This window comes from Loktanella sp. S4079 (assembly GCF_000967725.1).
Lineage (GTDB): Bacteria > Pseudomonadota > Alphaproteobacteria > Rhodobacterales > Rhodobacteraceae > Yoonia.
On record NZ_JXYE01000012.1, the window covers coordinates 1 to 24,329 of the forward strand.

The following is a 24,329-nucleotide window of genomic DNA, read 5'->3' on the forward strand; positions in this document are numbered from 1 at the left end:
ATCACGGTGACAGCGCCTGCGGACATCGTTCGACCGACAGTTGCCTTGTCAACCGAGGTAGAGCAGCACGACGGGAATGCTGAGGTGTCCCTACGTGCGCTCTTTTCGGAAACTGTGACAGGTTTTGCCGCCGCGGATGTTACCGTTGAAGGTGGTCTGGTGACCGGCGTCATAGGTAGTGGTGCTGCCTATGAAATCCGGGTGCAGCCAACAGATGAGACGCGAGACATCGTTGTCGCAATTCCCGAAGGGGTAGCGACAGACGGCTCTGGAAACCTGAACGAGGCGTCATCTCGGGTTATCATCCTCGGGCGGAGTGTCGAAGTTGCGCAGGAAGAAATCAAAGCTATGATGTCACAGCGGGTTCGCATGACTTCAAGAGCGCAACCGCGTCTGACAAAGTTCTTCGTCGACGGTGTTGGTTTCCTCAATGCTTCGGCCGTGCCGACGCGTGGGCAGCTCGCCTTTGGGACCGGTTCAGATGCGCCAGTCTGGGTGAATGCCACAGGTGTTTGGAGCGAAGAGAACGGCGATAAGCAGTCCTACACTCACCTTAGCTTTGGCTCGCATGTTGTGCGGACTGACAACTTGATTATCGGTGCAATGCTGCAAGTTGATCGTTCGGTCGCGACGCAAGACAATGCCGACATCACAGGCGAAGGCTATATGGTTGGTCCCTATTTCGTCGGAAAGCTGGCAGATCAACCGTTGACGTTCTACGCAAGCCATTTGCGCGGTGGCACCGACAACGAGATCACCCTTTCAGGCGCCGAGACCGATCGTTTCGACGGTGACCGTCACCTGACAACTTTGGGTGTCGAGGGGAGCGTGTCTCTCGATAGTGGTCTGGTTGTGAAACCGTCGGCTGATGTCGTTCACATTTACGAGCACCAGCAATCCTACATTGATAGCTTTGATAATGTTGTACCGGGGCAAAGCGTCACCTTTACCGAAGCGACATTGGGGCTGGGGCTTGAGTATCCGGTCAAATTGGACGCTGCGGATATCTTGCTGACATCTGGCGTGAATGCTGGGTTCTCTCGATCCAAGTCCGCAGACGCGACTGATCAAAACATGCAATGGGGCGTGGATCTGGGGGCGGTGGTTGCGCTGTCACCAAATGCATCGTTAACTGCAGATGTTTTCTACAGCGGTGTAGGCCAGTCAGATATCAAGACCTATGGCGGTAGCCTGACCTACGAAATGCGGTTCTAGTACCGCATTTCCAAAATAAGACCTAAGCGCCTCATGTATTCCGCATGGGGCGTTTTTTGTGGCGAGCATTTTCCCGTCACAGCGATCATGCAGCCTTAGTTGTTTATCTTACGCTTGAGGACGCTAGGGGAACACTGCGGTTTCAGACGTCACTGCAGCGCATTCATTGCATAGCGGTGAAGATTGGGTACAGGCGGGCGAGTTTTCGCCGGGGACGTGATAACTGACCGCGCGATGCTGCTACTTACCGTACTGGCAGTGCAGGTAGACGACACGCCGCAACTGGTGCACAATCTCGAAATTGGCGGAGCGCATACGTATTTCGCCGGAGATATGGCCGCGTGGGCGCATAATATAAGTCAGAGGAAACAGCGGCAGATGTGGAGCGACAGGTAACCCAATACCGCCCTCAACCGATAAATTTACACCTCCCGCAGATAGGGGCACACTTGAGCACAACTCGGCACAGTCGCGAGGTGGTAGGGATGGTTTTGGCCGAAATACTTGCTATTCTGGAAGGGAAAACTCTCGATATGGCAATCGGGATGAACAGAAACCGCCAAATCCGAACACCGAACTGTGGTGAAGAAGAATGAAACCCTCTGTTTTGATATGTGAGCACGTTAGGCGAGGAGAACGAATTATCCACATTGGAAATTCAGAGGGTGACCTTATTGCTTGTTGCAGTTGTGAAAAGCTTTTCAACGGCGGGGGTTTCAGCTTGCAAGACGATATTGTGTCGTTGGACTTTTTGGAGACAGATGAAGAGGCTATGGATATTATCCAAATGCTACCCGTTGACAGTGCCGCTTCTAGAACTCCCGACCTAGGCTGGACCGTTTCGCATTTTACCGGCTCATCTGCAGATATAGAGAGCGACGAATATCCGGTGGGCACACTGTTCACGCCCAAACAGATTGATTTCTTGCAGACTTATTCGGGTCGCGAATTATTTACAATTTGCGACGACGCTGATCGAGTTGTTATCGGTCGCTTCGTGAGCGGTTTGGCTTACATACCTGTTTTTTTGTCGACAAGTGATGCTTATGATGCAGCTAGGAGTAGCGATTTTTCCCTACGCGCCAAACCGCTGCTTAAACACCACATATTGGATGTCGCTAAAATAGCCTACTTTGCGGACATTCAAGACGAAGCACTACGCTATAAAACAGTTGTGCCCTTAGACTATCTTCGTAGATTATTGATATCGCCCTTGTCAGATTAATAATTATGTGAGCGCTAGGTGAAGTGCGACTCTTGTTAGCCTTAGGGTGGAGTGCTCATCGCATTTCCTCCATTATCTTGTAGCGGAAGACTTCGGCGGGTGTTTTCCACTCAAGGCATTTACGAAGAGCGTTATTGAGGCGATCGCATATCTCTTTCATGTCCTGATCCGTCATTCTCCGGATGTCACGCTTGCGCGGATGCCAGCGCCTGGCGCGACGGTTAGTGTTCTCGACGGCTACTTTTTGCCAGAGTGAGGAGGGATCGGAGAACCGAGTGGTGATCACAGGGGCCGTGGGGCGAATTTTGGGAGGTAGATTGATGGTTGTTAAGAGATTTAGACCGGCCGAAAGTCCGTGGGAAATCGAGGGTGGTATGGAGCGGCTTCGATATCTTTGTGACCATTTGGTTTGGTATGGTTCAATATTTCATGCATTAGTCGATAAATCGTGGCTAGTCGCCAAAAATGACTCTGGTGCGCAGGTAATACCGGTTTGGCCAGATCTAGCTTCGGCAAAAAAGTTTTAGGGCAAAGCCTAGAAAGCTATGAATGTGTAGAACTTAGGAAATCAAACTTATCCGACAGCGTAGCACAAAGCCACATGTGCGGCGTGGTGTTCGATAGTGGCGACCTTAGTGGGGTTATGGGGTGCCAATACACAAGAGCGATTTGGGGCGGTCTTGGCTTAATGTGCGCAGCATTGCATAGCCAGTGCCCGCCAGGCCAAGCATCAAGCTCGGCGGTTGATGCTGATTTCCGCCGCCGTAGGCGATTGGACGATCTTCGTCGATAAATGTCTTTCCTATCAGTTCTTGCGTCGCGCGGACCAACTGGGCGCGTCCGCAGTGATGCGCGTTCACGAAGAGCTCAACATCTCCGCAAACGCCGTGGCAAAGGCACATGTTCGTTTCAGGTCGCAGGCGTGACTGCATTGCGCGTTCGGTCAGCGCATAGGCTGTCTGCGCCTCAGTTAAGAAGCGCGCATCGCCTGTCAGCACATGTGCACGTTGACGCGCGAGGCCGATACCGCTTGCACCGTGACACCACGCGACCTCAGTCACGCCCTTGGCGTCTTGGTCGCCGTGATAGCGCAGGTCCGGCCAACAGTTGCGTGTTTGGTCGAACCAATGGCTTTCGTAGTCAAATGCGCGGTAGGCGGCATTGGTGAATTTTGACTCATTAAACGCGACGCCAAGTTCCAACAAAGCGAGCCCAATACCAGACGCGCCATGGCCATAGCCCAAAAGGTTTGGCTTGCGCATTTCGCCAGCTTGCATCCAGTCGGCGCCATCTGCGTTCACTTGCATTTCTGCTGTGGTGTCCCAGGATAGGCCCGCATCATTCTCATGGGCGCTGGCGATGATTTGTTCACCCCAATGCAACAGGGGGCCCTTAATCGCGTCACGGCCCAACGTGTCCTGAACTGAGATGATGGCAGGAATTGACGCAGAGACCCCCAGCATGACGTCCAAAATGCATTTGTCTTTGGTGTCAGTAGCGAGAACCTCGGTCAGGATGTCCACGCCTTTGGTGATAAACGTCGGACGGTCAAGGGCATGTCCAATCTCGATCGCGGCATAACCCACGCCAACGTGCCCCGTATAAAAAGACAACGAAACGGTTGGCGCACAATCTTGATATCGGTCGACAGCGTGATTGATCGCACCCAATGCCGTCTTTTTGATGATGGGGTCACCTGAGATTTGCCCCAAATGTGCGAGAAACAATGCGATCCCGGCTGTGCCGTCGTAGATGCTCGGGCCTAGGGCGCCGTAGCCCGACAGCATTGTTCCCATGAAACGATCATTTACAGGGCCAAGCCAATTGCACCGGTCTTGGTCCCAAATCGCGTCGCGCGATAGGCGTTTACCAATTGCTAGCGCTGCACGAAGGGCGATGTCATCGTTCATTATATCGCCTCATCTAGCATTTGTGGGAAATCATAGCTCTCGCGTGAACCGGGGTTGAGGTGCAGCCGTCTTACATCCAGCTTTTCTTGGTCGCAGATGCGCTGAAACGCGCTCCAAAAGGCATCAGGGCAGATCGTGCCATCTTGACAGGTTTGACCTATCGCACGCGCGATCATCCCGCTACGCGACGCGCCAAAACTAACGGCATCAGCAGGATCTTCGGCCAGACCGATTCCACGCGACAGTGGCTTGGTGAACATCGGTTGGTCGTCGCCAAGAAGGGGGTCAATCAACGAAATTTCAGATCCGAGCGCCATGGCTGCTATCTCGTAAAACCTTCGTGGCAAGTAGAGCACCGCGGTATCGGTGCGCGAATAGTCGCACAGCCGCACCGATGTTTTGTAGGTAAACGGAATCCCATAGGCATTTAGGGCAGTGGAAAGGTATTTTGCCAGTGGTGCAGCCCCGGTCGGTGCAGCAATGTTAAAATACAATCGAACGATCTGCGGAAGTTCAGCAAGATCGAGCTGCGCCTGGCCAAAGATGTGAAAGAAGCCGGGTTGTACCGTTTTTGAACCGGCAAGATGGATGGCTGTCACTTCGGATCCTGCCTGAATTGGTGCGCAGCCACCGTTCGCCATGAATTGACCGGGTATGAATTTGCGGGTCACCCCAAACCGTTCTGCGATGATGGCCCCATCTGGTTGCGGGGTACGAACGACCCAGCCACTTTGAACGGTTGGCTGCGTATTATTTGCCGCGATGAGCGCTGCAATCAACTCCTCATCAGGCGGCACCGCGCGAAAGGCGTCACCAATATCGCCTATTGGATGCGTGTACAGATATTTGTAGATCATCTCGGTTAATTGCAATTGTGCATCTGCGTTTGGTGTTGCCGATTGCTGTGCCGGTCGGCCGCGAAACATAATCTGGCCGCTGTCCAATAGGCGCAGGTCTGACACAAACTTTTGCAGCGCCATTTTCATGCTGCGCACCGCGTGTCATTGTCCAAAGCAGTCAAAAGAGTCGATCGCATTGGTGCGGAAATCAAATCTGCTGCTGCGTGGAATAGCTGTTTTGCAAGTGCAGGGGGCTGGTCCAGCCCATAACAATGCTCATACGCTGCCACCAGAAGTCTTGCGACCATCATATCAGCACATTTGCCAAAGAATGCGTTTCCGCGGTCAGGCGCACGCCCGGTGATATAGCTTTGCCAGAAAGGTTGCATTCGCTCAAAAACAGGCGTGAGGTCAAAGCGATCATCTGATTCTGGCCGACGCATCATGTCATGAATAACAAAAGCCGCCAGTCCACATCCCACGTCCCAAGCGGCATCTCCGATGTCTGCGCGTTCCCAATCCAACAGCCTGAGCGCACCTTTGGCATGTGGGTCCGATAGAAAATTCTCCCACTTAAAGTCAGCGTGGATCAGCGTATCAGTTTGCCATTCGGCTTTGCGTCTTGCGAGCAGATCACAAAGATCGGCGTGATCTAGCAACATATCAATAATCGTAGCGCTGGCTTGACTGCGGGCACGCAGCGAATCCAGCGGACTCGGGTCTTCACGCAGTCGGAATATCCAATGTGGTTTGCGTTCAAAGGCGACGTCGATGTGATCAATGTCATCGACTGCAACGCGATGGTAAAGCGCTGCGATTGCACCCATCTGTTTGGCGCAGCTTGTCGGCAGCGTTTCATGACGATGGGCGATTGCGCTCAGGTTCTCGGCATCCTTTATGAGTTCGAGCGTTAGCGTTGCACTAGCTTCGTCAAAGTGGCGTAGCTGTGGGATGATATCTCTGAGCGGCGCGAGGCTGTCATGCGACTGCACTGCCGTGTATATCCGTGCTTCGTTGGTGACTGACGCGGCGGTGCCGGGTTCGCCCTCATGGGCTTGCTTAATAAAGTACGAAGGCCCGTGAAGCTGTTTAAATACAAAGAAACGGTTGCGCTGTCGCCCCATCATGAACACGCTGGATCCGTCTACCAGTTCCTTACGCGACAAAAGATTTTGTGACATCAAAGTCTGGATAATATTGCGGGCGATGGGTTCCACGGTATGTCCCCTAAGCAAAAAGAGAAAAGAGGCAGCAGCGTCCTACTGCCTCTCTTGAATGGATTAGACGGTGCAAACAGCGGTCCAAGCTGTGCTGACGCAGCCCAGCTTAGATGCACCCAGCGCATCCATATGTTGTTGGGCTGCGGCTTGTGCTTCTTTGACGTCGCCAAAAGAGCAACCCGCTGTGAACAGAACGCTTACGCAGCCTTCGGATACTTCGACCGGCTTTTCAGCGGCTGCCTTTGTTGCTTCTTCGACGCTGCTGAAAGTACATCCTGCGGTAAAAGCTACACTTACACACATAATTTTGGTCCCTTTGTTGGTTGGTTGAAACGCGCGACGCATTGATCGCCGCGCAAACAGTGAAATAAGGGTAGGTAGGGGGTATTACTGTGCGCCAGAGCACGAGAATGCGAATATGGGGAATTTATTTGCAAAGTTGCGCGATTGGTCATCGGCAACACCCAAGACAAACGCGAGCAAAAGTACCATGTTAGGCCAAGACGTGGCGCATCAAAGGCACTAATCGCTTCATGCGCTTAATTGTGTAAAATACTCGCCTAAAAATCGTCCTAATTGGTTTCTATGCAGTTCTCACGAGGCAAAACTGCCTTGTTTTTGGGGATAGACGATCAAGGGTAATTTTCATGAGAGCAATTCTTGTTGCGGCTGTTGGCGGCGCTACGGCGGTCACGTTCTATGTGGCGTCCGTGCTGACCACGTCCAAGGTAGAAGCCATCACCGCGGATCAAGTGGCAACACAAGATTCGCTCAGCACCGAGATATCCGCACTGCAAAGCAGCAACACCACATTAGAAGATGAGGTTGGTTCACTGACGCAGTCATTGGCTTTTGCCAACGAAGAGCGGGATAGTTTGACTGCGGCGCTTGATGGCGCAAAATCAGAGCTACAATCGATTGGGGCGACATTTGAGGCGCAACTTGCCGAACGGGATGTCGCGTTAGAAGATGCGAACATTGTCATTGCAACACTGACCGAAACTGTCGAAACGACAGAAGGGGCATTGGAGAATGCAAACGGCCAGTTGACGGCCCTGCAACAAGGCGCGCTAAGCGCGGCAACACGTATTGCTGAGCTTGAAAGCGGTTTGCGTGCGGCTGGCGAAGATGCGGTCATTGATGTTGATGAGCGGGTCAGCGCGCTAGAGGCATCTCTTGCTGAACGGGATACATTGATCGAAGAGCTTCGTGCGGCGACACAAGTCGCAGCCGAAACCACAGAAACGGACGGCGCAGCAGATGAGCTGCGCGCCGAGATTGCCGCTCTGACCGAGACGATCGCTGAACGTGACGCACAAATTGCTTCATTCGAAGACCAATCAGCGGAAACCGTCGAGGCAAGTGCAGTAAATTCCGAAGAGATTGCAGCCCTGACTGCGGATATCGCTGCACGCGACGAAACAATCGCATCACTTGAGGGCGCGCTTGAAACCGCGGCCGCAGAGACCGCAGAATTTGCCGAAGCCGCCACAGAGGTCGAGAGCCTAACAGAAACTGTCGCCGCACGTGACGCAACAATTGCAGAGCTTGAAGCGCAATTGGCAGCGAATGCGCCTGCGGAAGATACCGCTGACTTGGATGGGCAAATCGCCGATCTGACAGCGCAATTGGCCAAGCAGGATCAAACGATTGAAATGCTGCGTCTGGGGATCGGCGACGATGCCATGCCTGCCGACGAATTGGCCGAGGTTTGCATGGGCTGGGCGCGTGGGTTGTTGGATAGTTCACAAATCACATTTGCCACCGGCACCACAACGATCAGCGATAGCTCTGTCCAAACGCTAGAGCGTCTGCGTGATCTGGCAATTGGATGTAAGAACGAAGGTCTGATGATCGAAATCGGCGGCCACACTGACAGCCAAGGCGGAGAAGCTGAAAACCAACGCCTCAGCGAGGCACGGGCGCAAGCGGTTCTAGACTATATGGTCGATTTGGGTGTTGAGGCATCTACGATGCAAGCCGTCGGATTTGGTGAAACGAACCCGGTCGCAACGAATGATACCCGTGAAGGGCGCGCCGCAAACCGTCGCATTACCTTTGAATGGAAGCTTCACAACGTCGCCGATGAAACCGCGCAAGACGAAGCCACCGACGAAACGACCGCTGACTCTGCCGAGGCCGAGACAGCAACAGTAGACGAATAAGGAGCATCCAATGTCTGTAGTATTGATCCAACTCTTCGGCTTTATGCTTGTGACCTTTGGGCTTGGTCTGCTCTTGGGGTGGGTGATCTGGCGCTATGATGATGGCACCGCACCGACGCAAGATTCCCACGAAACAGAGCTGGAATTCTGGCGCAGCAACCTAGAGCAATGCCGCTTTAAGCTAAACAACGAGCAAAACAAGGTTGAGACACTGCGCGAAGAAAAAGCGCGGCTCAAACGCCGGCTTGAGGCGCTCAGCAAATAGCAAATAGAAAAACACCCCATGACAGCGATGCCATGGGGTGTTTTTCGACCTAGGCCGAGGCCAGAACTTCGCCCGGTGCGTGGTATGGGCAAGCCACAAAATGTTCGTTACCCAAATTCTCCATCGCAGGGCGTGCGTCGGCGCAGCTGCTGACGGCTTTGGAGCAGCGCGTGCGAAAGACACATCCCGATGGCGGCGCAAGCGGAGAGGGGAGTTCCCCTTCGAGGATTGGACGCGCGCGTGCCTTTTCCAGTGCAGGATCAGGAATTGGGACCGATGAAATCAGCGCTTGGGTATAGGGGTGCTCTGGATCGGCGATCAGCGTGTTTGCCTCTGCGTGTTCCATTGTGCGGCCCAGATACAGCACCATGATCCGATCACTGATGTGTTTCACGACGCTTAGGTCATGCGCGATAAAGATCACAGATAGCCCCAAGTCACGCTGAAGCCCCATCAGAAGATTAACCACCTGCGCCTGTACAGAGACATCCAACGCAGACACAGGTTCATCGCAAATCAGCAGCTTGGGCTTAAGGATCAGCGCGCGGGCGATACCAATACGCTGACATTGCCCACCAGAAAATTCATGCGGGTAACGGTTAATCAGATTTGGCAATAAACCAACACGTTCCATCAACTCGGTAACGCGCTTTTTGACCTCGGCACGCGGCGTTTTGGGTTCATGCGTGATGAGCGGCTCTGCGATAATTTCGCCAACAGTCATTCTTGGGTTCAGCGCGGCAAGCGGATCTTGAAATATCATCTGTACGTCGCGCCGATGGACCCGGCGTTCAGCGGGCGTCATGCTGGCGAGGTCAGCGTCTTCGAACAATATCTCTCCACCAGACGATGGCACCGTGCCAACAATTGCCCGCGCGAGCGTGGACTTACCAGAGCCAGATTCCCCCACAATTCCCAGGCATTCACCCGCTTTCAGGTCAAAGCTGACCCCATTAACGGCATGCAGCTTTTGCGGGGGCGTCCAAGGCCATGCACCTTGGCGGCGGATATCAAAGGTGACCGTGAGATCTTTGACAGATAGAATGGTCGACATCATGCCACCTCTGCGATTGGTTTGTGACAGGCGCGGCGATGTCCGGCGTCAAGAGTTTCAAGCAGCGGGCGTTGGGCACCGCAGTTTTCCAGCGCAACTGCGCAACGTGGCGAAAACGGGCATCCCGCTGGCAAGCGCGACATGTCAGGTGGCTCGCCCGCGATCGTGGCGAGCTCGGCTTCGTCGCGATCCAAACGTGGTACCGCTTGCAGCAGGCCCAATGTGTAAGGATGTGTCGGATTGGCAAAGACAGTTTGGGTTTCGCCCTCTTCCATCACTTGCCCACCGTAAAGCACAAGTGTCCGATCACAGAACCCGGCAACAACACCCAGATCATGCGTAATCAAAATAATCGCAGTGCCGAATTCACGCCGAATATCGCCTAGCAATTGCATGATTTGGGCCTGAACTGTCACATCTAGCGCAGTGGTTGGTTCATCTGCGATCAGCAGCCGCGGCCGACACAAGAGCGACATGGCAATCATGATCCGCTGACGCATCCCACCCGAGAATTCATGCGGGTAATTTGTGACCCGGTTGCGTGCATCCGGAATACGCACAGCGTCTAGCATGCGCGCCGACTCTGCGATGGCGTCACGCTTGGACATGCCTTTGTGCAGCATGAGAACCTCGGCCATCTGATCGCTGATCCGCAGATAGGGGTTCAGCGAGGTCATCGGGTCTTGGAAGATCATACCGATGTGCTGGCTGCGGATTTTGTTCAGGGCTTTGGTCGACATGCCCAATAGGTTTTGCCCATCGAAGTTGATCTCGCCTGAGGCGGTACCATTTTTCGCAAGCAAGCCCATGGTCGCAAAGGCAGTTTGGCTTTTGCCAGAGCCGGATTCACCCACAACGGCCAGTGTTTCGCCCTCGTTTAGGCTGAGGTTCAGCCCGTTGACGGCGTTGACCTGTCCCTCGGGGGTCGAGAACGAGACTTTCAGGTCTTTGATGTTAAGCAGGCTCATATCAGCGGTCCTTTGGATCGAGCGCATCGCGCAGGCCGTCGCCAACAAAGAAGAAGGCGAAAATCGTCACGACAAAGAAGAATAGTGGGAATAGCAATTGCCACAACGTGCCGTACTGCATGGTTCCTGCGCCTTCGCTAATCAGCGCCCCTAAGCTGGTGTTCGGTTCTTGGACGCCCAGACCAAGGAAGCTGATGAAGCTTTCGAAAATGATCATGTTTGGGACCAAAAGGGTCGCATAGACCACAACGATACCCAGTAGGTTTGGGATGATGTGCCGCAAAATGATCCGCAAGGGATGCACACCGGTGGCGACTGCGACCTCGACGAATTCTTTGTTCTTGATGGTCAGCGTCTGACCCCGCGCGATACGGGCCATATCCAGCCAAGAAATAAGCCCGATCCCGATAAACAGCATCAGGATGGAACGGCCAAAAATGACAAGCATCAGGATCAAAACGAACATGAAGGGGATCGACATAAGAACATCGACAGTTCGCATCATGATCCCGTCAACACGGCCACCGAAATAGCCCGCAGTCGCCCCGTAAAGCGTACCGACCAAAACCGCGACCACCGCGCCAACTATCCCGACCATCAGCGAAATTCCTGTCCCTTGCACCGTCCGCGCAAAGAGGTCACGCCCGCTATTGTCGGTTCCGAAATAGTGGCCGGTTTCAAACGAAGGCACCCCAAGATGGGCGTTCCGTCCCATCAGTGAAAAGTCGACGAAATCGCGTTCCCATTGGGCAAAGAAACCGCCAAAGATTGCGAATGCCCCGACAAAGATAAGAACGATCAGCGAGACGACCGCGGCCTTGTTGCGCATGAAACGTGCGCGTGCCGTTGCCCACAGCGACCTGCCTTGTACCTCGGCGAGGGCGGCTGCGTTTTCGATTGTTTGGACGTCAGTTTGATTAGTGAACATCGCACAACCCCCTTAGTAACGGATTTTGGGGTCAATCCACGCGTAGAGGATATCAACCACCAAGTTAAAGAGAATGGTCAGCGCGCCCACCAAAATGGTGATGCCCATCATGACCGAATAATCGCGACTAAACGCTGAGTTCACAAAGAACGTGCCGATCCCGCCAGTCGAAAAGAAAGCGTCGATTACAACGGAGCCTGTGATCATGCCGACAAATGCAGGCCCCAAGTAGGACAGCAGGGGCAGCATTGCAGGCTTCATCGCATGACGTAATATGACACGGCGCATTGGGATGCCTTTGGCGCGGGCGGTGCGGATAAAGTTGGTATTCAACACCTCGAGCATCGAAGACCGCATAATCCGTGCAATCGACGCCATGTAAGATGTAGAAAGCGCAAGGACCGGCATGACCAGATAGGGCCATTCGCCGCCGTTCCAGCCGCCGCCGGGCAGCCATCCAAGCCATAGCGTAAAGACCAAGAGCAGAATTGGTGCCATGACAAAGTTTGGTAGAACTTGTGCCCCGACGCTAAATCCAACGGCAAGATAATCAAGCCAACTGTTTTGCTTGATGGCTGCGGCTGTGCCCAAGGTGACACCGACCACGGTGGCCACGACAAATGACCAGAAACCATAGGTCAATGTGACCGGGAAACCTTGCGCGATGATATCGTTGACCGAGCGATCTTTGAATTTGAACGATGGTCCAAAATCAAAATGCGCTACGACACCCCAGATGTAGTCGGCAATCCGTTTCCAGAACGGTTGATCGAGACCGTATTTGGCTTCGATATTGGCCAGTACTTCGGGGGGGAGGGGTCTTTCGGAATTGAAGGGGCCGCCGGGCGCTGCATACATCAGCACGAACGACAAGATCACGAGGATCAATAGGGTTGGAATCGCCACCATGAGGCGACGAACGACAAAGCTGAACATGTTGAATATTCCAAGCGATAAGCTGTGTGTGTCGCGCCCCGATTTGGTAAGGGGGCGCGACGAACGAGGTCGGCGAAGTAGAATTACTCGGCGACGATGTAAAGGTCGCGTGCGTACCAGTTCTGCTGGAAGTTATTATACGGCCAGCCTTTGACGTTGTGACGTAGCATTTTGTCAGCCGCATAGTGGTAGATCGGGATGATTGGCACATCCTGCGCGATCAGTTGCTCGGCAGCCGTGTAAGCCGCCTGCGGGTTATCTGACGTTTTGGCATCAGCCATTAGCGCGTCATATTCGGCGCTTGCGTATTTTGCGTCATTATAGCCAGACTCAGACTGCATCAGGTCGAGGAAAGTGGACGCCTCATTGTAGTCGGCACACCAACCAGCTCGGGCGACTTGGTAGTCTTGGTTGCCACGTGTTTCGAGGAAGACTTGCCATTCTTCGTTACCAAGCGTGGTCTCAACACCGAGTGTCTGTTTCCACATCTGGCTGATCGCCACAGCAACCGACTCATGTGAAGCAGAGCTGTTGTAGATCAGATCCAGTGACAATGGGTTGTCGCTGCCGTAACCGGCGGCTTCCATCAGCTCGACCGCTTTTTCATTGCGCTCGGCTTGGGTCATTGTCGAGATTGGGGTTTCGGGTGTCTCAAACCCAGCAGTCGCCCAGTGCGTAAAGGTGTAAGCAGGTTTTTGACCACCAGCCAGCACGTTGTGCACAATGATGTCACGGTCAATGGCCAGAGATAGCGCCTGACGCACGTTGACGTCCAGCAGGGCTGGGTTCGTCGTGTCGGTCAGGTTGAAGGTATAATAGTAGGAACATGCATTCGGCACGGACATCACGTCTTCGGGGTACTGTGCCTGGAGTGATGGGAATTGGCCCGCTGGGATATCGGTCCGATCCAGTTCACCAGCAAGGAATCGTGTTAGCGCAGTGTCTTCGTCATTGATGACCAGCGAAACTACTTTTTCGATGATGGTGTTTTCGTTATCCCAGTACATTTCGTTGCGTTCACGCACCAGCTTCTCTTGGGGGACGTGTTCGGTCAGGATGTATGCACCGTTTGAGACCATGTTGCCGGGCTTCGTCCAATCTGAACCGAGCTCTTCAACAACCTGCTCAGGCACGGGGAAGGTTGTGTAGTGGGTCAGCATCTGTGGGAAATAAGGCAGCGGCTGCGTGATCTTGACGACAACGGTTTTATCATCGGGTGCACTGATGCCCAAAGCATCTGTCGGCATATCGCCAGCAATGACCTCAGACACGTTTTCAATCGCCATCAGTTCTAGAAACCACGAATATGGCGATGCCAATTCTGGGGATGCCGCACGGCGCCATGCATAAACAAAGTCGCTTGCAAGTACGGGATCGCCATTCGACCATTTCGCATCACGCAGGGTGAATGTGTATGTCAGCAAGTCCTCGGAAACTTCGTAGCTTTCGGCAACGCCTGGAATGATGTTGCCGTCTGCATCTTGGTTCAGCAGGCCTTCGAACAAGTCACGGACGATGTCGCCGCCAGCACTGTCTTCAACCATACCCGGATCAATGGATGGGCTTTCGTCCAGATCGCGATAGGTAAAGGTCTGATCCGCTGCGAGCAGTTCACCAGTGACCGGATGGGTTGCGTGGTCATCTGCGAAAGCTGCGCCAGCAACGATTGAAAATGCGACAGCCGTCGAGGCCATCAGTGACGATTTACACTTCATAGTTTTTCCCTGTTTTTTGCCCGCTTGCCCAACGGGCTGTTAAAATTTTTCGTGCGCCTTTTGCGTCGATCCTTAATCCTTTGACCAGAGGGTCAAATTGGCAAGTAGCATCAGTCGTGACGTGACGACAATCCAAGCAACTTCCCAAATTTTAGGCGTTTTATGAAACGTGGTACTGTGAAATCGATTACCAACAGCGCGTTCGTGCTAAACGCTGCAAGAAAAGTCTAAGATTATTTTCTGCAAAAGTAACTGTAAATTCGCGCATTTTTGCAGGGTAACGCGATAAATTGCACGCATTTCGCCTTGGCGCAGAGGGCGGTGTCGAAAAATGATGATCGATGAAAAAATATACGAAAATTATTTTCGTAGTGCCTAATTTTTCTGCAAGGAACACGAAAACGTGATAAGTCTACTGCATTGTTTCTAAGCGCACAGACGATCACGACGTGACGTTGTTTAAGTGTATTGAATTACCACATTTCGCGTCAGAGTATTTCATGTGACTGTTACCGAACAATGAAAATCAAATGAATACACATTGCTATCAGGGGGTTAATTTATGAAACATTGGAGTTTGAGTAGGGGCGCACAGCGCCATTCATTTTCTTGGCCAAACTTTGAATTCGGAGGGCGTGGAGATGATTCTCTGACGGGTACCGGTCGGAGTGATTTCATCTTTGGTTTTGGTGGTGACGACACGATCGCGGCCTCTGCTGGATTGGATTTTATCGACGGCGGACGCGGTTTTGATACGATGACCTTCGCTGGGTCCATTTTGGATGCGAATATCTCGCAGTTTGGATTCTGGTGGTGCTCTACCGCGATTGTCACGATCTATGACGCCGCTGGTGGTGTGTCGGGTGTGTCGACGCTCACTGGGGTTGAGGCGCTATATTTCGCGGCCGACGACTATACCTATTACCTTGATGGTACGAACAATGCGGTCCTTGCTGGCGATGATATTCTGGCCGCTCTCGAGGACGAGACTGTCGTGATTGCGTCAGAAGATCTGTTGGCCAATGACAGCGAATTTGACGGCGATACAATCGCGATCACTGCTGTTGATGCGGTCTCTGCAATGGGCGCAGAAGTTAGTTTCGTAGATGGTGAAATAAGCTATATCGCAGGCACTGTATTCGATGCTCTGGCCGAAGGCGAAGTCGTCACCGATACCTTTACTTATACCGTCGATGACGGCAAGGGCGGCACTGATGTTGCCACCGTAACCGTGACAGTTACCGGTGTGAATGATGCGCCCGTTATTTCTGTTGATGATGCCGCGATTGTCCTGACGGAAAATACCACAGATTTTGACGCAGGGATTAGCGCGGCTGATGTCGATAATGGTGCGGTGCTGACCTACAGCCTGACTGGCGCGGATGCGCCGCTCTTTTCTGTGGATGCGGATACTGGGGTTGTCTCATTTATCTCCAGCCCGGATTTCGAAGCGCCAGCCGATGCGAATGGTGACAATGTCTACGAAATCACTGTTGTTGTGACTGATGAACATGGCGCGAGCGATAGTGCCGATTTGACGGTCTCTGTCGAAAACGTTTGGGAACCCATCTCGCTTACCCAAGGGTTTGAAACCGAAGCGTCAGGTTCAATCTATACTGCCGCTGATACGGACGGATCGCTGCTGCCTGATGGGGCAGAGGTCGATTTGGTCAACAACGGTCAGGCCGTTGTCGATAGCACAGACGCATCAGACGGTTTGCTTGGTTTTGATTTGTCGTGGGTCAACACCCGTGGCGGAACAGGTATTTCCGACGGCGATTTTATTGGTGTCACTGGCTACACTGGCGATGTTGGGCAATTCGCAGAAGGCACCCAAGGCTACGAGCTACAGGACGCAGACGGTCTGTTGCGACTGACCTTTGACACGATTGATCTGTCGCAGCGGGGTGATGCCTCGATTATTAAGCTGTCACTCGATGCCTTTGTGAATGAAACTGGCTGGGAAGCCGATGATCTGGTGCGCATTTATGTCGAAACTGATCAGGGCACGATTGATCTGCTGAATACAACGGGGTCTGATATCGACGACCTCGGCATCGAGGATAGCTGGCAAACCCTATCCACGACACTGGGTGCCGATATTAATGAAGCAACTCTGATCGTCGAACTCGACAGCAACGCATCTGCAGAGAGCCTCTATGTCGATAACATAGCTGTCCAAGAGGTGTTCTACATCGCCCAAAGCTTTGAGACCGAAGCGACCGGTGATCGGTATGACTTTGACGCGGCGGACGGGCGCATTTTGGAACTGGGCGAAACTGTCGATTTGCTGAACGTTGAAGGGCTATCCACGGTTGATAGCACTGACGCGTCCATGGGGCAGCTTGGGTTTGACCTGACATGGACTAACACGCGCGGCGGCACAGGGATCGCCGATGGTGATTTCGTTGGGGTACAAAACGACACGGTGACAGTTGGCGCTTATACCGATGGTCTGCAGGGGTATCAGTTATCTGACCCAGATGGTCTTTTGGTGATGTCCTTTGACGAGTTGGACCTAAGTGGCGTGGGCGAGGTGCATCTGTCACTTGATACTTTTGTCAAATGGACCGCGTGGGAAATTGACGATGTGGTCAATATCTATGTTGTCACCGATCAAGGAACGGTCACGCTGTTCGATACCACTGGACAGGATATAGACGATCTGGACGTCGAAAATACCTGGATGACGCTTTCGACCACATTGGGCGAAGATATCAATAGCGCACAATTGTTTGTGGAGCTGGATAGTAACGCTGCGAACGAAGCAATCTATATCGACAATATCGTTGTGACTTCTGATCCTGACATCGTCGTGGTCGAGCCAGAACCAGAACTGACGCTAATCTCTGAGATCCAAGGTGACGGTGATGTGGCTGCGCTGGACGGCGAAGAGGTTGCTGCAGAGGCGATTGTGACATTGGTCACTGATGATGGATTCTACATGCAAGAAGAAGACAGTGACGTAGATGATAATCCGCTCACCTCTGAGGGCATTTTTGTCTACACAGCGGGTTCCTATGCGGTCAACATCGGTGATCTGGTCCAAGTGAATGGCACCGTGACCGAATATTACGGGCTGACCGAAATCACCTCTGTGTCTTCGCTTGAGGTGACATATTCAGGGCTGGATCTACCTGAACTCACCACCGTGACGCTTTCGCCTGAAATTGCGCAAAACTACGAAGCGCTCGAAGGGATGCGCCTATCAGTGGTGTCGGGTACTGTTGACGCACTGACGGTGACGGAAAACTACAACCTTGATCGTTATGGGCAAATTTCCATTGCGTCGGGGACCTTGACCCAGCCAACACAGATCTACGACGCGCAGACGCAAGCCGATGAAATCGCAGCACTGGCAGAGGCAAACGAAAACGCGAGCCTGCTGTTGGATGACGGCTCATCGGTTCAGAACCCTGATGTCTATCCTTATCTATCGGGTGGCGCAGGCGACGATGGCGACGGCGTCTTGGACAGTGGCGATGATTTCTCGGATACTGGCACGACAGTGCGTCTTGGCGCTGAAATCGCTGATCCTGTCGAGGGCGTGCTGACGTTCTCATTCGATGAATGGACGCTGAATGTTACCGACACTATCGAATTCGTGGATGACACCAATACAGGTGCGCGCGACGCCGCCCCAGAAGATGTCGGTGGCACGTTACAGGTGGCGTCGTATAATGTGCTGAACTTCTTCACCACTTTCTCTGGTGGAACTGGCCCAAGCGGCGACCTTAGCCCGCGTGGCGCTGACAACACCGAAGAATTTGATCGGCAGGCGTCAAAACTGGCCGAGGGGATCATTGGCACCGGTGCCGAAGTCATTGCTCTTCAGGAAATCGAAAACAACGGAACCGAGGCAATTGGCGCATTGGTTGATGTGTTGAATGCCGAAGGCACTGGCGCGACCTACGCCTATGTGGACCCAACCGGGACAGGCGATTTCATCGGGACTGATGCGATCACAACAGGCATCATCTATGACAGTTCGGCTGTGACATTGGTCTATTCAGATTACATCGTATTTGATGAAACCTCTGCCGACGCGACATATGCAATTGCCTCTGAATTGGGCGGCTACGTCGGGGTGAGTTTTAACGACTATCAACGCAATCGGCCTTCTGTTGCGGCGACGTTTGTGGATGATGCAACGGGCGAAACCTTTACGGTTGTGTCGTCGCACTTCAAATCCAAAGGCGACAGCGATTTGCAAGACGTGGCTGATGCAGCAGAAAGCTGGCTGGCCAATAGCGCAAATGCCGGGTCTGCAGATTATGCGGTCGTGGCCGATTTGCTGGCTGATCTTTATGCCGATCCAAACTTTGACCAGTATGATGGTCAGGGGTTCTGGAATGCGGTGCGATTGGACGGCGCGGTTGAACTCGCTGATTGGATTGCCACCGAATATAACGGCGGTGGTGTGACCAACTATCTCTTGCTTGGTGATATGAACTCATACGCCCAAGAAGACGCGGTCCAATACCTTGACGAAGACGCGGGGCTAACCGATCTGATTGACAGCTTTATCGGGCAAGACGATGCGTATTCGTATGTCTTTAATGGCCAACAAGGGACCTTGGATCAGGGGCTGGGCGATAGCGAAATCACTGACCATGTGACCGGCGTAACAGAGTGGCACATCAACGCAGATGAGCCGGATCTGATTGGCTATGACACGGATTATAATGATCCTGGGTTCTATAACGATGGCGTTTATGCGTCGTCGGATCATGACCCGCTGATCATCGGCCTCGACTTTGATGCGCCTGATGATTTCGTCATGACCTAAGCAAAACACGCCAAGGGCGCGGCCGTCGCTGTGCCCTTGGTGATCTGCTAATTATTCGTCCAATATCCAGAAAAATAACTGGCCGCGCGACTGGCCCCTTTCTCGATCAGGTCTGCTTTGGCCTTGCGTACAAGGTCGCGCTCTGCCGCGAGCCAAACAAAGGTTTCATCCGCAATATGTGTAATTTGCGACAGGGATTTGGACAGGCTTTCGCTATTGGGGCGCAGTAGCCATTTGACCGATATGCCTTTTGGCTTTTGTAGTTCATGAATATCCGCAGCATCCCCGACTTCGATGATGGCCTGTCCTGTCGTTGTCTCGGGGGCGTTTTCCAGAATTCGCCGGATCGCAGGAAGCGCGGTTTCATCACCCGCAATGAGCAGGTCATCAGCCGTTGGAAAGTCACCGCCGCCGGGCCCCATCACCCCAACAATCGCGCCGGGAAGTGCGGATTGCGCCCATTGCATCGTGTGACCACCCGCGTGCTCAAAGATGTCAAAGCTAAAGCTGCCTGATCGGTGGTCGAACGCAACAAAGGTATAGGCCGCGCGATGCAATTGATCCTTACCCGTAGGCCAAACGGTACGCCGTTTTTCGTTCAACGTGGGCCAGACCGCTGGTCGATCATCTGGCGGGATCAACAGCGAAAAATGCATCGCACCTGACGCCAATTGGTCAAGGTTTGGACATTTGATCGTAACGCGTAGGAAATTCGCAGTGACGCGCCGGACTGATAGAACGCGGCCAATTTGGAAATTTGGTGGATATGGTGTGGGCAGGTCTTCGCCGCTCCAGACCATCTGCGCGCTGGCGTCAGGAAAGACATGATCCAGCAGGTAAATCACGGCCTCACGCGTTTGATATAGCGCCGTTGCATCGGGCGCAGCGATGACCACTTCGAATTGGCCAGAGGTCACCTGAAATTGTACCTTGGACTGAATGTAGTCGACCTGAAGGATCGCATCATGCTGTGTCACAGGCATGCCGTATTCTACGACATGTGCGCGAATATGGTTCAGTAATCCTTCGGGGATATCGCCCGCAAATATGCTGCGGCTGGTTTGTGCACCTGCGGGTATCACAGGCAAGGGCATCGGGGCATTCATGTGTCTGATCCGCGCAATGGGAACAGGTTATCGTGCCGAAAGACAGCTCTCGCTGGTGTGGGCATTAAACCTGAGTGATTTTATCGACATATATCGACGCGTCACCGCGAAATTGCAAGCCGCCAGTGGCCAGGTTCATATGTGACGGTGGCGCCGGGCATGACCCGGCACCACCTGCTTGTCAGATTGGATAGTGCACAGGGCCATCTTGCATCGTGATCCAGCGCAGTTCAGTGAATTCCTCAACGCCCCACAGCCCACCAAATCGACCATAGCCAGATGCTTTCACCCCGCCAAATGGCATTTGTGCTTCGTCGTGAACGGTTGGGCCATTGATATGGCAAATGCCGCTTTCGATACGCTTGGCAATTGATAGGGCGGCCATAACATCACGTCCAAAGACCGCAGCTGATAGCCCAAACTCGCTCTCGTTCGCGATACGAACCGCTTCGTCTTCGGAGGAGGCACGAATAATGGCGACCACAGGCCCAAAGCTTTCTTCGTGGTAGAGGCGCATATCAGGGGTAACGTTATCCAAGGCCGCAGCATTCATGATTGTGCCTTGGCCGCCGCCCGCGATCAGATCGGCCCCGTGATCAACAGCATCTGCGATCAACTCTCTGACACGGTCGGCGGCCCCCGCATTCACGAGCGATCCCAGAGGCGCTGTCCCTTCGCGTGGGTCACCCGCAGTTAGACTTTTGACCTTTTCGGAAAAGGCCGCGACGAATTTATCACCAGCGCTGCCCACGGTGATGATCCGTTCAGTGGACATGCAAATCTGCCCTTGGTTCATGTAGGCGGCGAACCCAGCGGCGGCGACAGCGGCGTCAATGTCGGCATCTTCGAGGATGATCATAGGCGCTTTGCCCCCCAGCTCGAGCAAGGCGGGTTTCAGGCTTCGCGCGGCGAGTTCGCTGATCACACGGCCGACACGGGTCGATCCGGTAAAGTTCACGCGGCGAATGGCAGGGTGAACAACCAGCGCTTCGACGACTTGTGGTGCCTCGTCTGGGGCGTTTGATACTGCGTTAACGACCCCTTTGGGAAATCCGGCCTCTGACACGGCTTCGATAATCAGCGCATGGACGCGCGGGCAAAGTTCCGAGGTCTTCATTACAACCGTATTGCCGCAAGCGAGCGGAGTCGCGATTGAGCGCACACCAAGGATCACAGGCGCATTCCAAGGTGCAATCGCAAGAACAACACCGGCAGGCTGGCGGATGGCCATCGCGGTCGATCCGGGGCGGTTTGTCGGAATGATATCACCCTTGATCTGCGTAGTGAGCGACGCCGCCTCGACCAGCATGTCTGATGCCAGCATGATGTTAAAACGCGCCCATGCTTCGGTTGCGCCGATTTCTTCTTGCATGGCGGCGACGATATCATCGCCGCGCGCTTTTAGGTTTTCGGCAGCTGCTAGCAATTTACGGCGACGTTCGCCGGGTCCTGTGCTTGACCATTCTGCGAATGCGCGTGCGGCTGCATCAACGGCGCGTTCGACATCCGCAAGTGATGCGGCGGCGGCCTCGGTCACCACGTCATTCGTGATCGGATTGCGATGTTGGAACACGCGGTCGCCTTCTGCGGGCACATATTCGCCGTCGATATAGAGATCGAGTTTCTTCATGATTTGCTCCTGTCAGTTTGGTTTGGCGACTGCGCCGCCAAGAAAGGCGCGTTCTACCGATGGGTTTGATTTGATTTCTTCAGCGGGGCCGGAGCCCGTAATGCGCCCGACCTCAACAAGGTAGACGTAATCAGCAAGCGCAAGCGTGGCCCGTGCGTTTTGTTCAACAATAACAATGGTCAGCCCGTTTGCGCGGATGCGTGCAAGGGCAGCAAAGACTTCTTTGACGACAATCGGCGCGAGCCCAAGCGAAGGCTCATCAAGCAGCAAGATATCTGGATTTGACATCAAGGCGCGCCCAATCGCGACCATCTGCTGTTCACCGCCTGACATCGTGCCAGCGATTTGGTTTTGGCGTTCAGCGAGTTTGGGGAATAGGGCATAGACTTCGGCAAGATTGCTTTCAGCTTTGTCGCGTGCACGTTCCGGAATCGCGCCGAGTTTCAGGTTTTCGGCGACACTGAGCGCTGGAAAGATGCCGCGCCCTTCGGGCACAAGCGCAATCCCAGCATCCGCGAGCCTATGTGCAGGCATATCGAGCAAGGATTTACCTTTGTAGGTAATCGCACCCGATGTTGGTGCAATGCGCCCGCCAACGGCCCCCAAGAGCGACGATTTGCCAGCGCCATTCGCGCCCAGGATTGCAACCATTTGGCCAGCCTCAACTTTGATCGAGGCGCCGTCCAGCGCGACATGCTTCCCGTATGTGACGGTCAGGTTTTCGACTTCAAGCATCGACATCTTCTCCGAGGTAGGCGTTCACAACTGCGGGGTCAGTGAGGGCCTTGTCTGTTGCTTCATCAGCAATGAGCTGGCCCGAGTTCATCACCACCACCCGTGGGCACAGCGCACGCACCGCGTCGATGATATGTTCGACCATCAGAATGGTCAGGCCGCTGTCACGTAGATCTGAGATCAGGGAAATACCTTCTTCTAGTTCGGTGGGGTTTAGCCCGGCGAGCCATTCATCGAGCAAAAGTAACTCAGGTTCGGCCGCCAAGGCACGCGCTAGCTCTAGCCGCTTTTGGTCGATATAGGTCAGGTCCCCGGCTGACATGGCAGCGCGCGCAGAAAGCCCTACTTTGTCCAACGCTTCAGCGGCCACCTGTTTTGCCGTGTCACCCCAATGGGCGTTCCGTCCAAACACGGCCGAGATCATCACATTTTCAGTCAGCGTCAGTGAGGGCAAGATGCGTACCAATTGAAACGTCCTGGCAACGCCGTGGCGGGCAATCTTGTCACGGGACAGGCCATTTAGTTTCTGACCATTGAGCGATATCTCTCCTGCTGTGGCAGGCAAAGCGCCGGAAATCAGGTTGATCAATGTCGTTTTGCCAGACCCATTTGGCCCCAGTAGACCGATGATTTCACCCTTTTCGACATGAAACGAAACGTTGTTTACTGCTTTAAGCCCGCCAAATTGTTTGACGGCATTGTTGATGCTGAGAAAGCTCATTGCGCGTCCTTCCGTCGTGATCTGAATTTTTCGATGCCAGCCAGCACCCCGTCCGGAAGCAGGAACACCACTGCGATGAATAGCAAGCCCATGAAGATCGGGTAGCTGTCCGGAAAGTTCGCAGAGAGCCATTCAAACACCAAGAACAGCGGAACCGCACCCAAGGCCGGACCCCAAAGCCGGTTCGCGCCACCCAGCAGGGCCATGATCACGGTCAAAAAGCTAACCGTCGGATTAAACACAATTGCAGGCTCTACATAGACATAGCGTGGTGACGTGATCGCGCCTGCCAATGTGAGGATGATCGCAGAGAGGACAAAGGCAATGAGCTTAACCTTAGCAAGGTTGATGCCCGCATGTGCGGCGACTGCTTCGTCGTCGCCAATCACCCGCAGCGCCATGCCCAGTCGAGACCGGTTGATCCACGCCGTCAGCCCGATGGTAATGACGCAAAGGCCAAGCATCTGCCAATAGATCCCACGCGCGGTGATATCCAGAAAGATGTAGCGCCCCAAGGTGCCAGTAACGTTGACCTCGTACCAAGTGATGAGCTGGCGAACTAATTCGGCCAGACCAAAGCTAAAGATGACGAAATACACACCCTGAAGACGCAATGTCGAAAGCCCAACCAGTGCGGCCATGATGCCGCCAATGGCGCCTGCGCTCAGCAATACGGCCCAATATGGCAGGGCTTCGTTCAGGACTGCCACCGTGTAAGCGCCAGTGCCATAAAACGCGACCGTTGCCAGCGAAACATAATGCGTGTGCCCCGAAAACAGGGCCCATGCTGATGCGAGCGTGACATAGGTCGCGACACCAATCAGCAGGCCCAAACCGTAGTCGGAAACAAATTGCGGGGCGACAGCCATGACAATCACGGCAACGATAGGAAAGATAAACTTGGTCAT

General features: G+C 53.7%; 19 protein-coding genes and 1 pseudogene. 5 read left to right on the top strand and 15 right to left on the bottom strand.

Annotation, left to right across the window (positions count from 1 at the left end):
• Together TW80_RS16600 and TW80_RS16605 are read left to right on the top strand one after the other, a co-directional pair.
• The coding region (locus TW80_RS16600; RefSeq protein ID WP_045998589.1) for an Ig-like domain-containing protein at positions 1 to 1,215 on the top strand (1,215 nt) is incomplete at its 5' end.
• Between the two features lie 592 nt (positions 1,216 to 1,807).
• Positions 1,808 to 2,440 carry a hypothetical protein gene (locus TW80_RS16605; protein WP_045998590.1) on the top strand — a complete coding sequence of 211 codons (633 nt, stop codon included), beginning with the start codon at positions 1,808 to 1,810 and terminating at the stop codon, positions 2,438 to 2,440.
• Between the two features lie 55 nt (positions 2,441 to 2,495).
• Here TW80_RS16605 and TW80_RS18570 read toward each other — a convergent pair.
• The 5 genes and pseudogenes from TW80_RS18570 to TW80_RS16630 all read right to left on the bottom strand — a co-directional run.
• A pseudogene (locus tag TW80_RS18570) lies at positions 2,496 to 2,717 on the bottom strand (IS30 family transposase); the annotation flags it as partial.
• A 364-nt stretch (positions 2,718 to 3,081) separates the two neighbouring features.
• Positions 3,082 to 4,350 (bottom strand): lanthionine synthetase LanC family protein, encoded by a 1,269-nt coding sequence (locus TW80_RS16615; RefSeq protein ID WP_045998592.1) that lies wholly within the window; start codon positions 4,348 to 4,350, stop codon positions 3,082 to 3,084.
• Positions 4,350 to 5,336: a T3SS effector HopA1 family protein gene (locus tag TW80_RS16620; RefSeq protein WP_162197196.1), complete on the bottom strand. Its 987-nt coding sequence runs from the start codon at positions 5,334 to 5,336 to the stop codon at positions 4,350 to 4,352. The genes TW80_RS16615 and TW80_RS16620 overlap by 1 nt, the downstream gene beginning before the upstream one ends.
• On the bottom strand, positions 5,333 to 6,406 hold the full coding sequence (locus TW80_RS16625; RefSeq protein ID WP_157033320.1) for a phosphotransferase family protein: 1,074 nt from the start codon (positions 6,404 to 6,406) through the stop codon (positions 5,333 to 5,335). Before TW80_RS16625 ends, TW80_RS16620 begins: the two co-directional genes overlap by 4 nt.
• Before the next feature lie 63 nt (positions 6,407 to 6,469).
• Positions 6,470 to 6,712 (bottom strand): hypothetical protein, encoded by a 243-nt coding sequence (locus TW80_RS16630; protein WP_157033321.1) that lies wholly within the window; start codon positions 6,710 to 6,712, stop codon positions 6,470 to 6,472.
• Positions 6,713 to 7,056: 344 nt separating this feature from the next.
• On the opposite strand from TW80_RS16630, the gene TW80_RS17730 reads away from it, so the two are divergent.
• Together TW80_RS17730 and TW80_RS16640 are read left to right on the top strand one after the other, a co-directional pair.
• Positions 7,057 to 8,574, top strand: coding sequence for an OmpA family protein (locus tag TW80_RS17730; protein ID WP_052701041.1), 1,518 nt, complete (start codon positions 7,057 to 7,059; stop codon positions 8,572 to 8,574).
• Positions 8,575 to 8,584: 10 nt separating this feature from the next.
• On the top strand, positions 8,585 to 8,839 hold the full coding sequence (locus tag TW80_RS16640; RefSeq protein WP_045998596.1) for a hypothetical protein: 255 nt from the start codon (positions 8,585 to 8,587) through the stop codon (positions 8,837 to 8,839).
• Between the two features lie 49 nt (positions 8,840 to 8,888).
• Here the strand turns inward: TW80_RS16640 and TW80_RS16645 are convergent, their stop codons facing one another.
• The 5 genes from TW80_RS16645 to TW80_RS16665 form a co-directional block, all read right to left on the bottom strand.
• Positions 8,889 to 9,893 carry an oligopeptide/dipeptide ABC transporter ATP-binding protein gene (locus tag TW80_RS16645; RefSeq protein ID WP_045998625.1) on the bottom strand — a complete coding sequence of 335 codons (1,005 nt, stop codon included), beginning with the start codon at positions 9,891 to 9,893 and terminating at the stop codon, positions 8,889 to 8,891.
• The gene (locus TW80_RS16650) at positions 9,893 to 10,861 is read right to left on the bottom strand and encodes an oligopeptide/dipeptide ABC transporter ATP-binding protein (protein WP_045998597.1); all 969 of its coding nucleotides are present in this window, start codon (positions 10,859 to 10,861) and stop codon (positions 9,893 to 9,895) included. Before TW80_RS16650 ends, TW80_RS16645 begins: the two co-directional genes overlap by 1 nt.
• Before the next feature lies 1 nt (position 10,862).
• On the bottom strand, positions 10,863 to 11,789 hold the full coding sequence (locus TW80_RS16655) for an ABC transporter permease subunit (RefSeq protein ID WP_045998598.1): 927 nt from the start codon (positions 11,787 to 11,789) through the stop codon (positions 10,863 to 10,865).
• A gap of 12 nt (positions 11,790 to 11,801) precedes the next feature.
• Positions 11,802 to 12,725: an oligopeptide ABC transporter permease OppB gene (gene oppB / locus TW80_RS16660; RefSeq protein ID WP_045998599.1), complete on the bottom strand. Its 924-nt coding sequence runs from the start codon at positions 12,723 to 12,725 to the stop codon at positions 11,802 to 11,804.
• An 83-nt stretch (positions 12,726 to 12,808) separates the two neighbouring features.
• The gene (locus tag TW80_RS16665) at positions 12,809 to 14,440 is read right to left on the bottom strand and encodes a peptide ABC transporter substrate-binding protein (protein ID WP_045998600.1); all 1,632 of its coding nucleotides are present in this window, start codon (positions 14,438 to 14,440) and stop codon (positions 12,809 to 12,811) included.
• Positions 14,441 to 15,002: 562 nt separating this feature from the next.
• Between TW80_RS16665 and TW80_RS16670 the strand changes: the two genes are divergently transcribed.
• Positions 15,003 to 19,229, top strand: coding sequence for an ExeM/NucH family extracellular endonuclease (locus tag TW80_RS16670; protein WP_045998601.1), 4,227 nt, complete (start codon positions 15,003 to 15,005; stop codon positions 19,227 to 19,229).
• A 47-nt stretch (positions 19,230 to 19,276) separates the two neighbouring features.
• Here the strand turns inward: TW80_RS16670 and TW80_RS16675 are convergent, their stop codons facing one another.
• From TW80_RS16675 to TW80_RS16695, 5 genes are all read right to left on the bottom strand, one after another.
• The gene (locus TW80_RS16675; RefSeq protein WP_052701042.1) at positions 19,277 to 20,335 is read right to left on the bottom strand and encodes a siderophore-interacting protein; all 1,059 of its coding nucleotides are present in this window, start codon (positions 20,333 to 20,335) and stop codon (positions 19,277 to 19,279) included.
• 181 nt (positions 20,336 to 20,516) lie between these two features.
• Complete coding sequence (locus tag TW80_RS16680; RefSeq protein ID WP_045998602.1) at positions 20,517 to 21,965, bottom strand: aldehyde dehydrogenase; 1,449 nt, start codon at positions 21,963 to 21,965, stop codon at positions 20,517 to 20,519.
• A 12-nt stretch (positions 21,966 to 21,977) separates the two neighbouring features.
• Entirely contained in the window at positions 21,978 to 22,706 is a 729-nt protein-coding gene (locus TW80_RS16685) for an ABC transporter ATP-binding protein (RefSeq protein ID WP_239450578.1), read from the bottom strand.
• Positions 22,693 to 23,421 carry an ABC transporter ATP-binding protein gene (locus TW80_RS16690; RefSeq protein ID WP_045998603.1) on the bottom strand — a complete coding sequence of 243 codons (729 nt, stop codon included), beginning with the start codon at positions 23,419 to 23,421 and terminating at the stop codon, positions 22,693 to 22,695. Before TW80_RS16690 ends, TW80_RS16685 begins: the two co-directional genes overlap by 14 nt.
• A complete protein-coding gene (locus tag TW80_RS16695; protein WP_045998604.1) occupies positions 23,418 to 24,329 on the bottom strand; it encodes a branched-chain amino acid ABC transporter permease in 912 nt (303 codons plus the stop codon). The genes TW80_RS16690 and TW80_RS16695 overlap by 4 nt, the downstream gene beginning before the upstream one ends.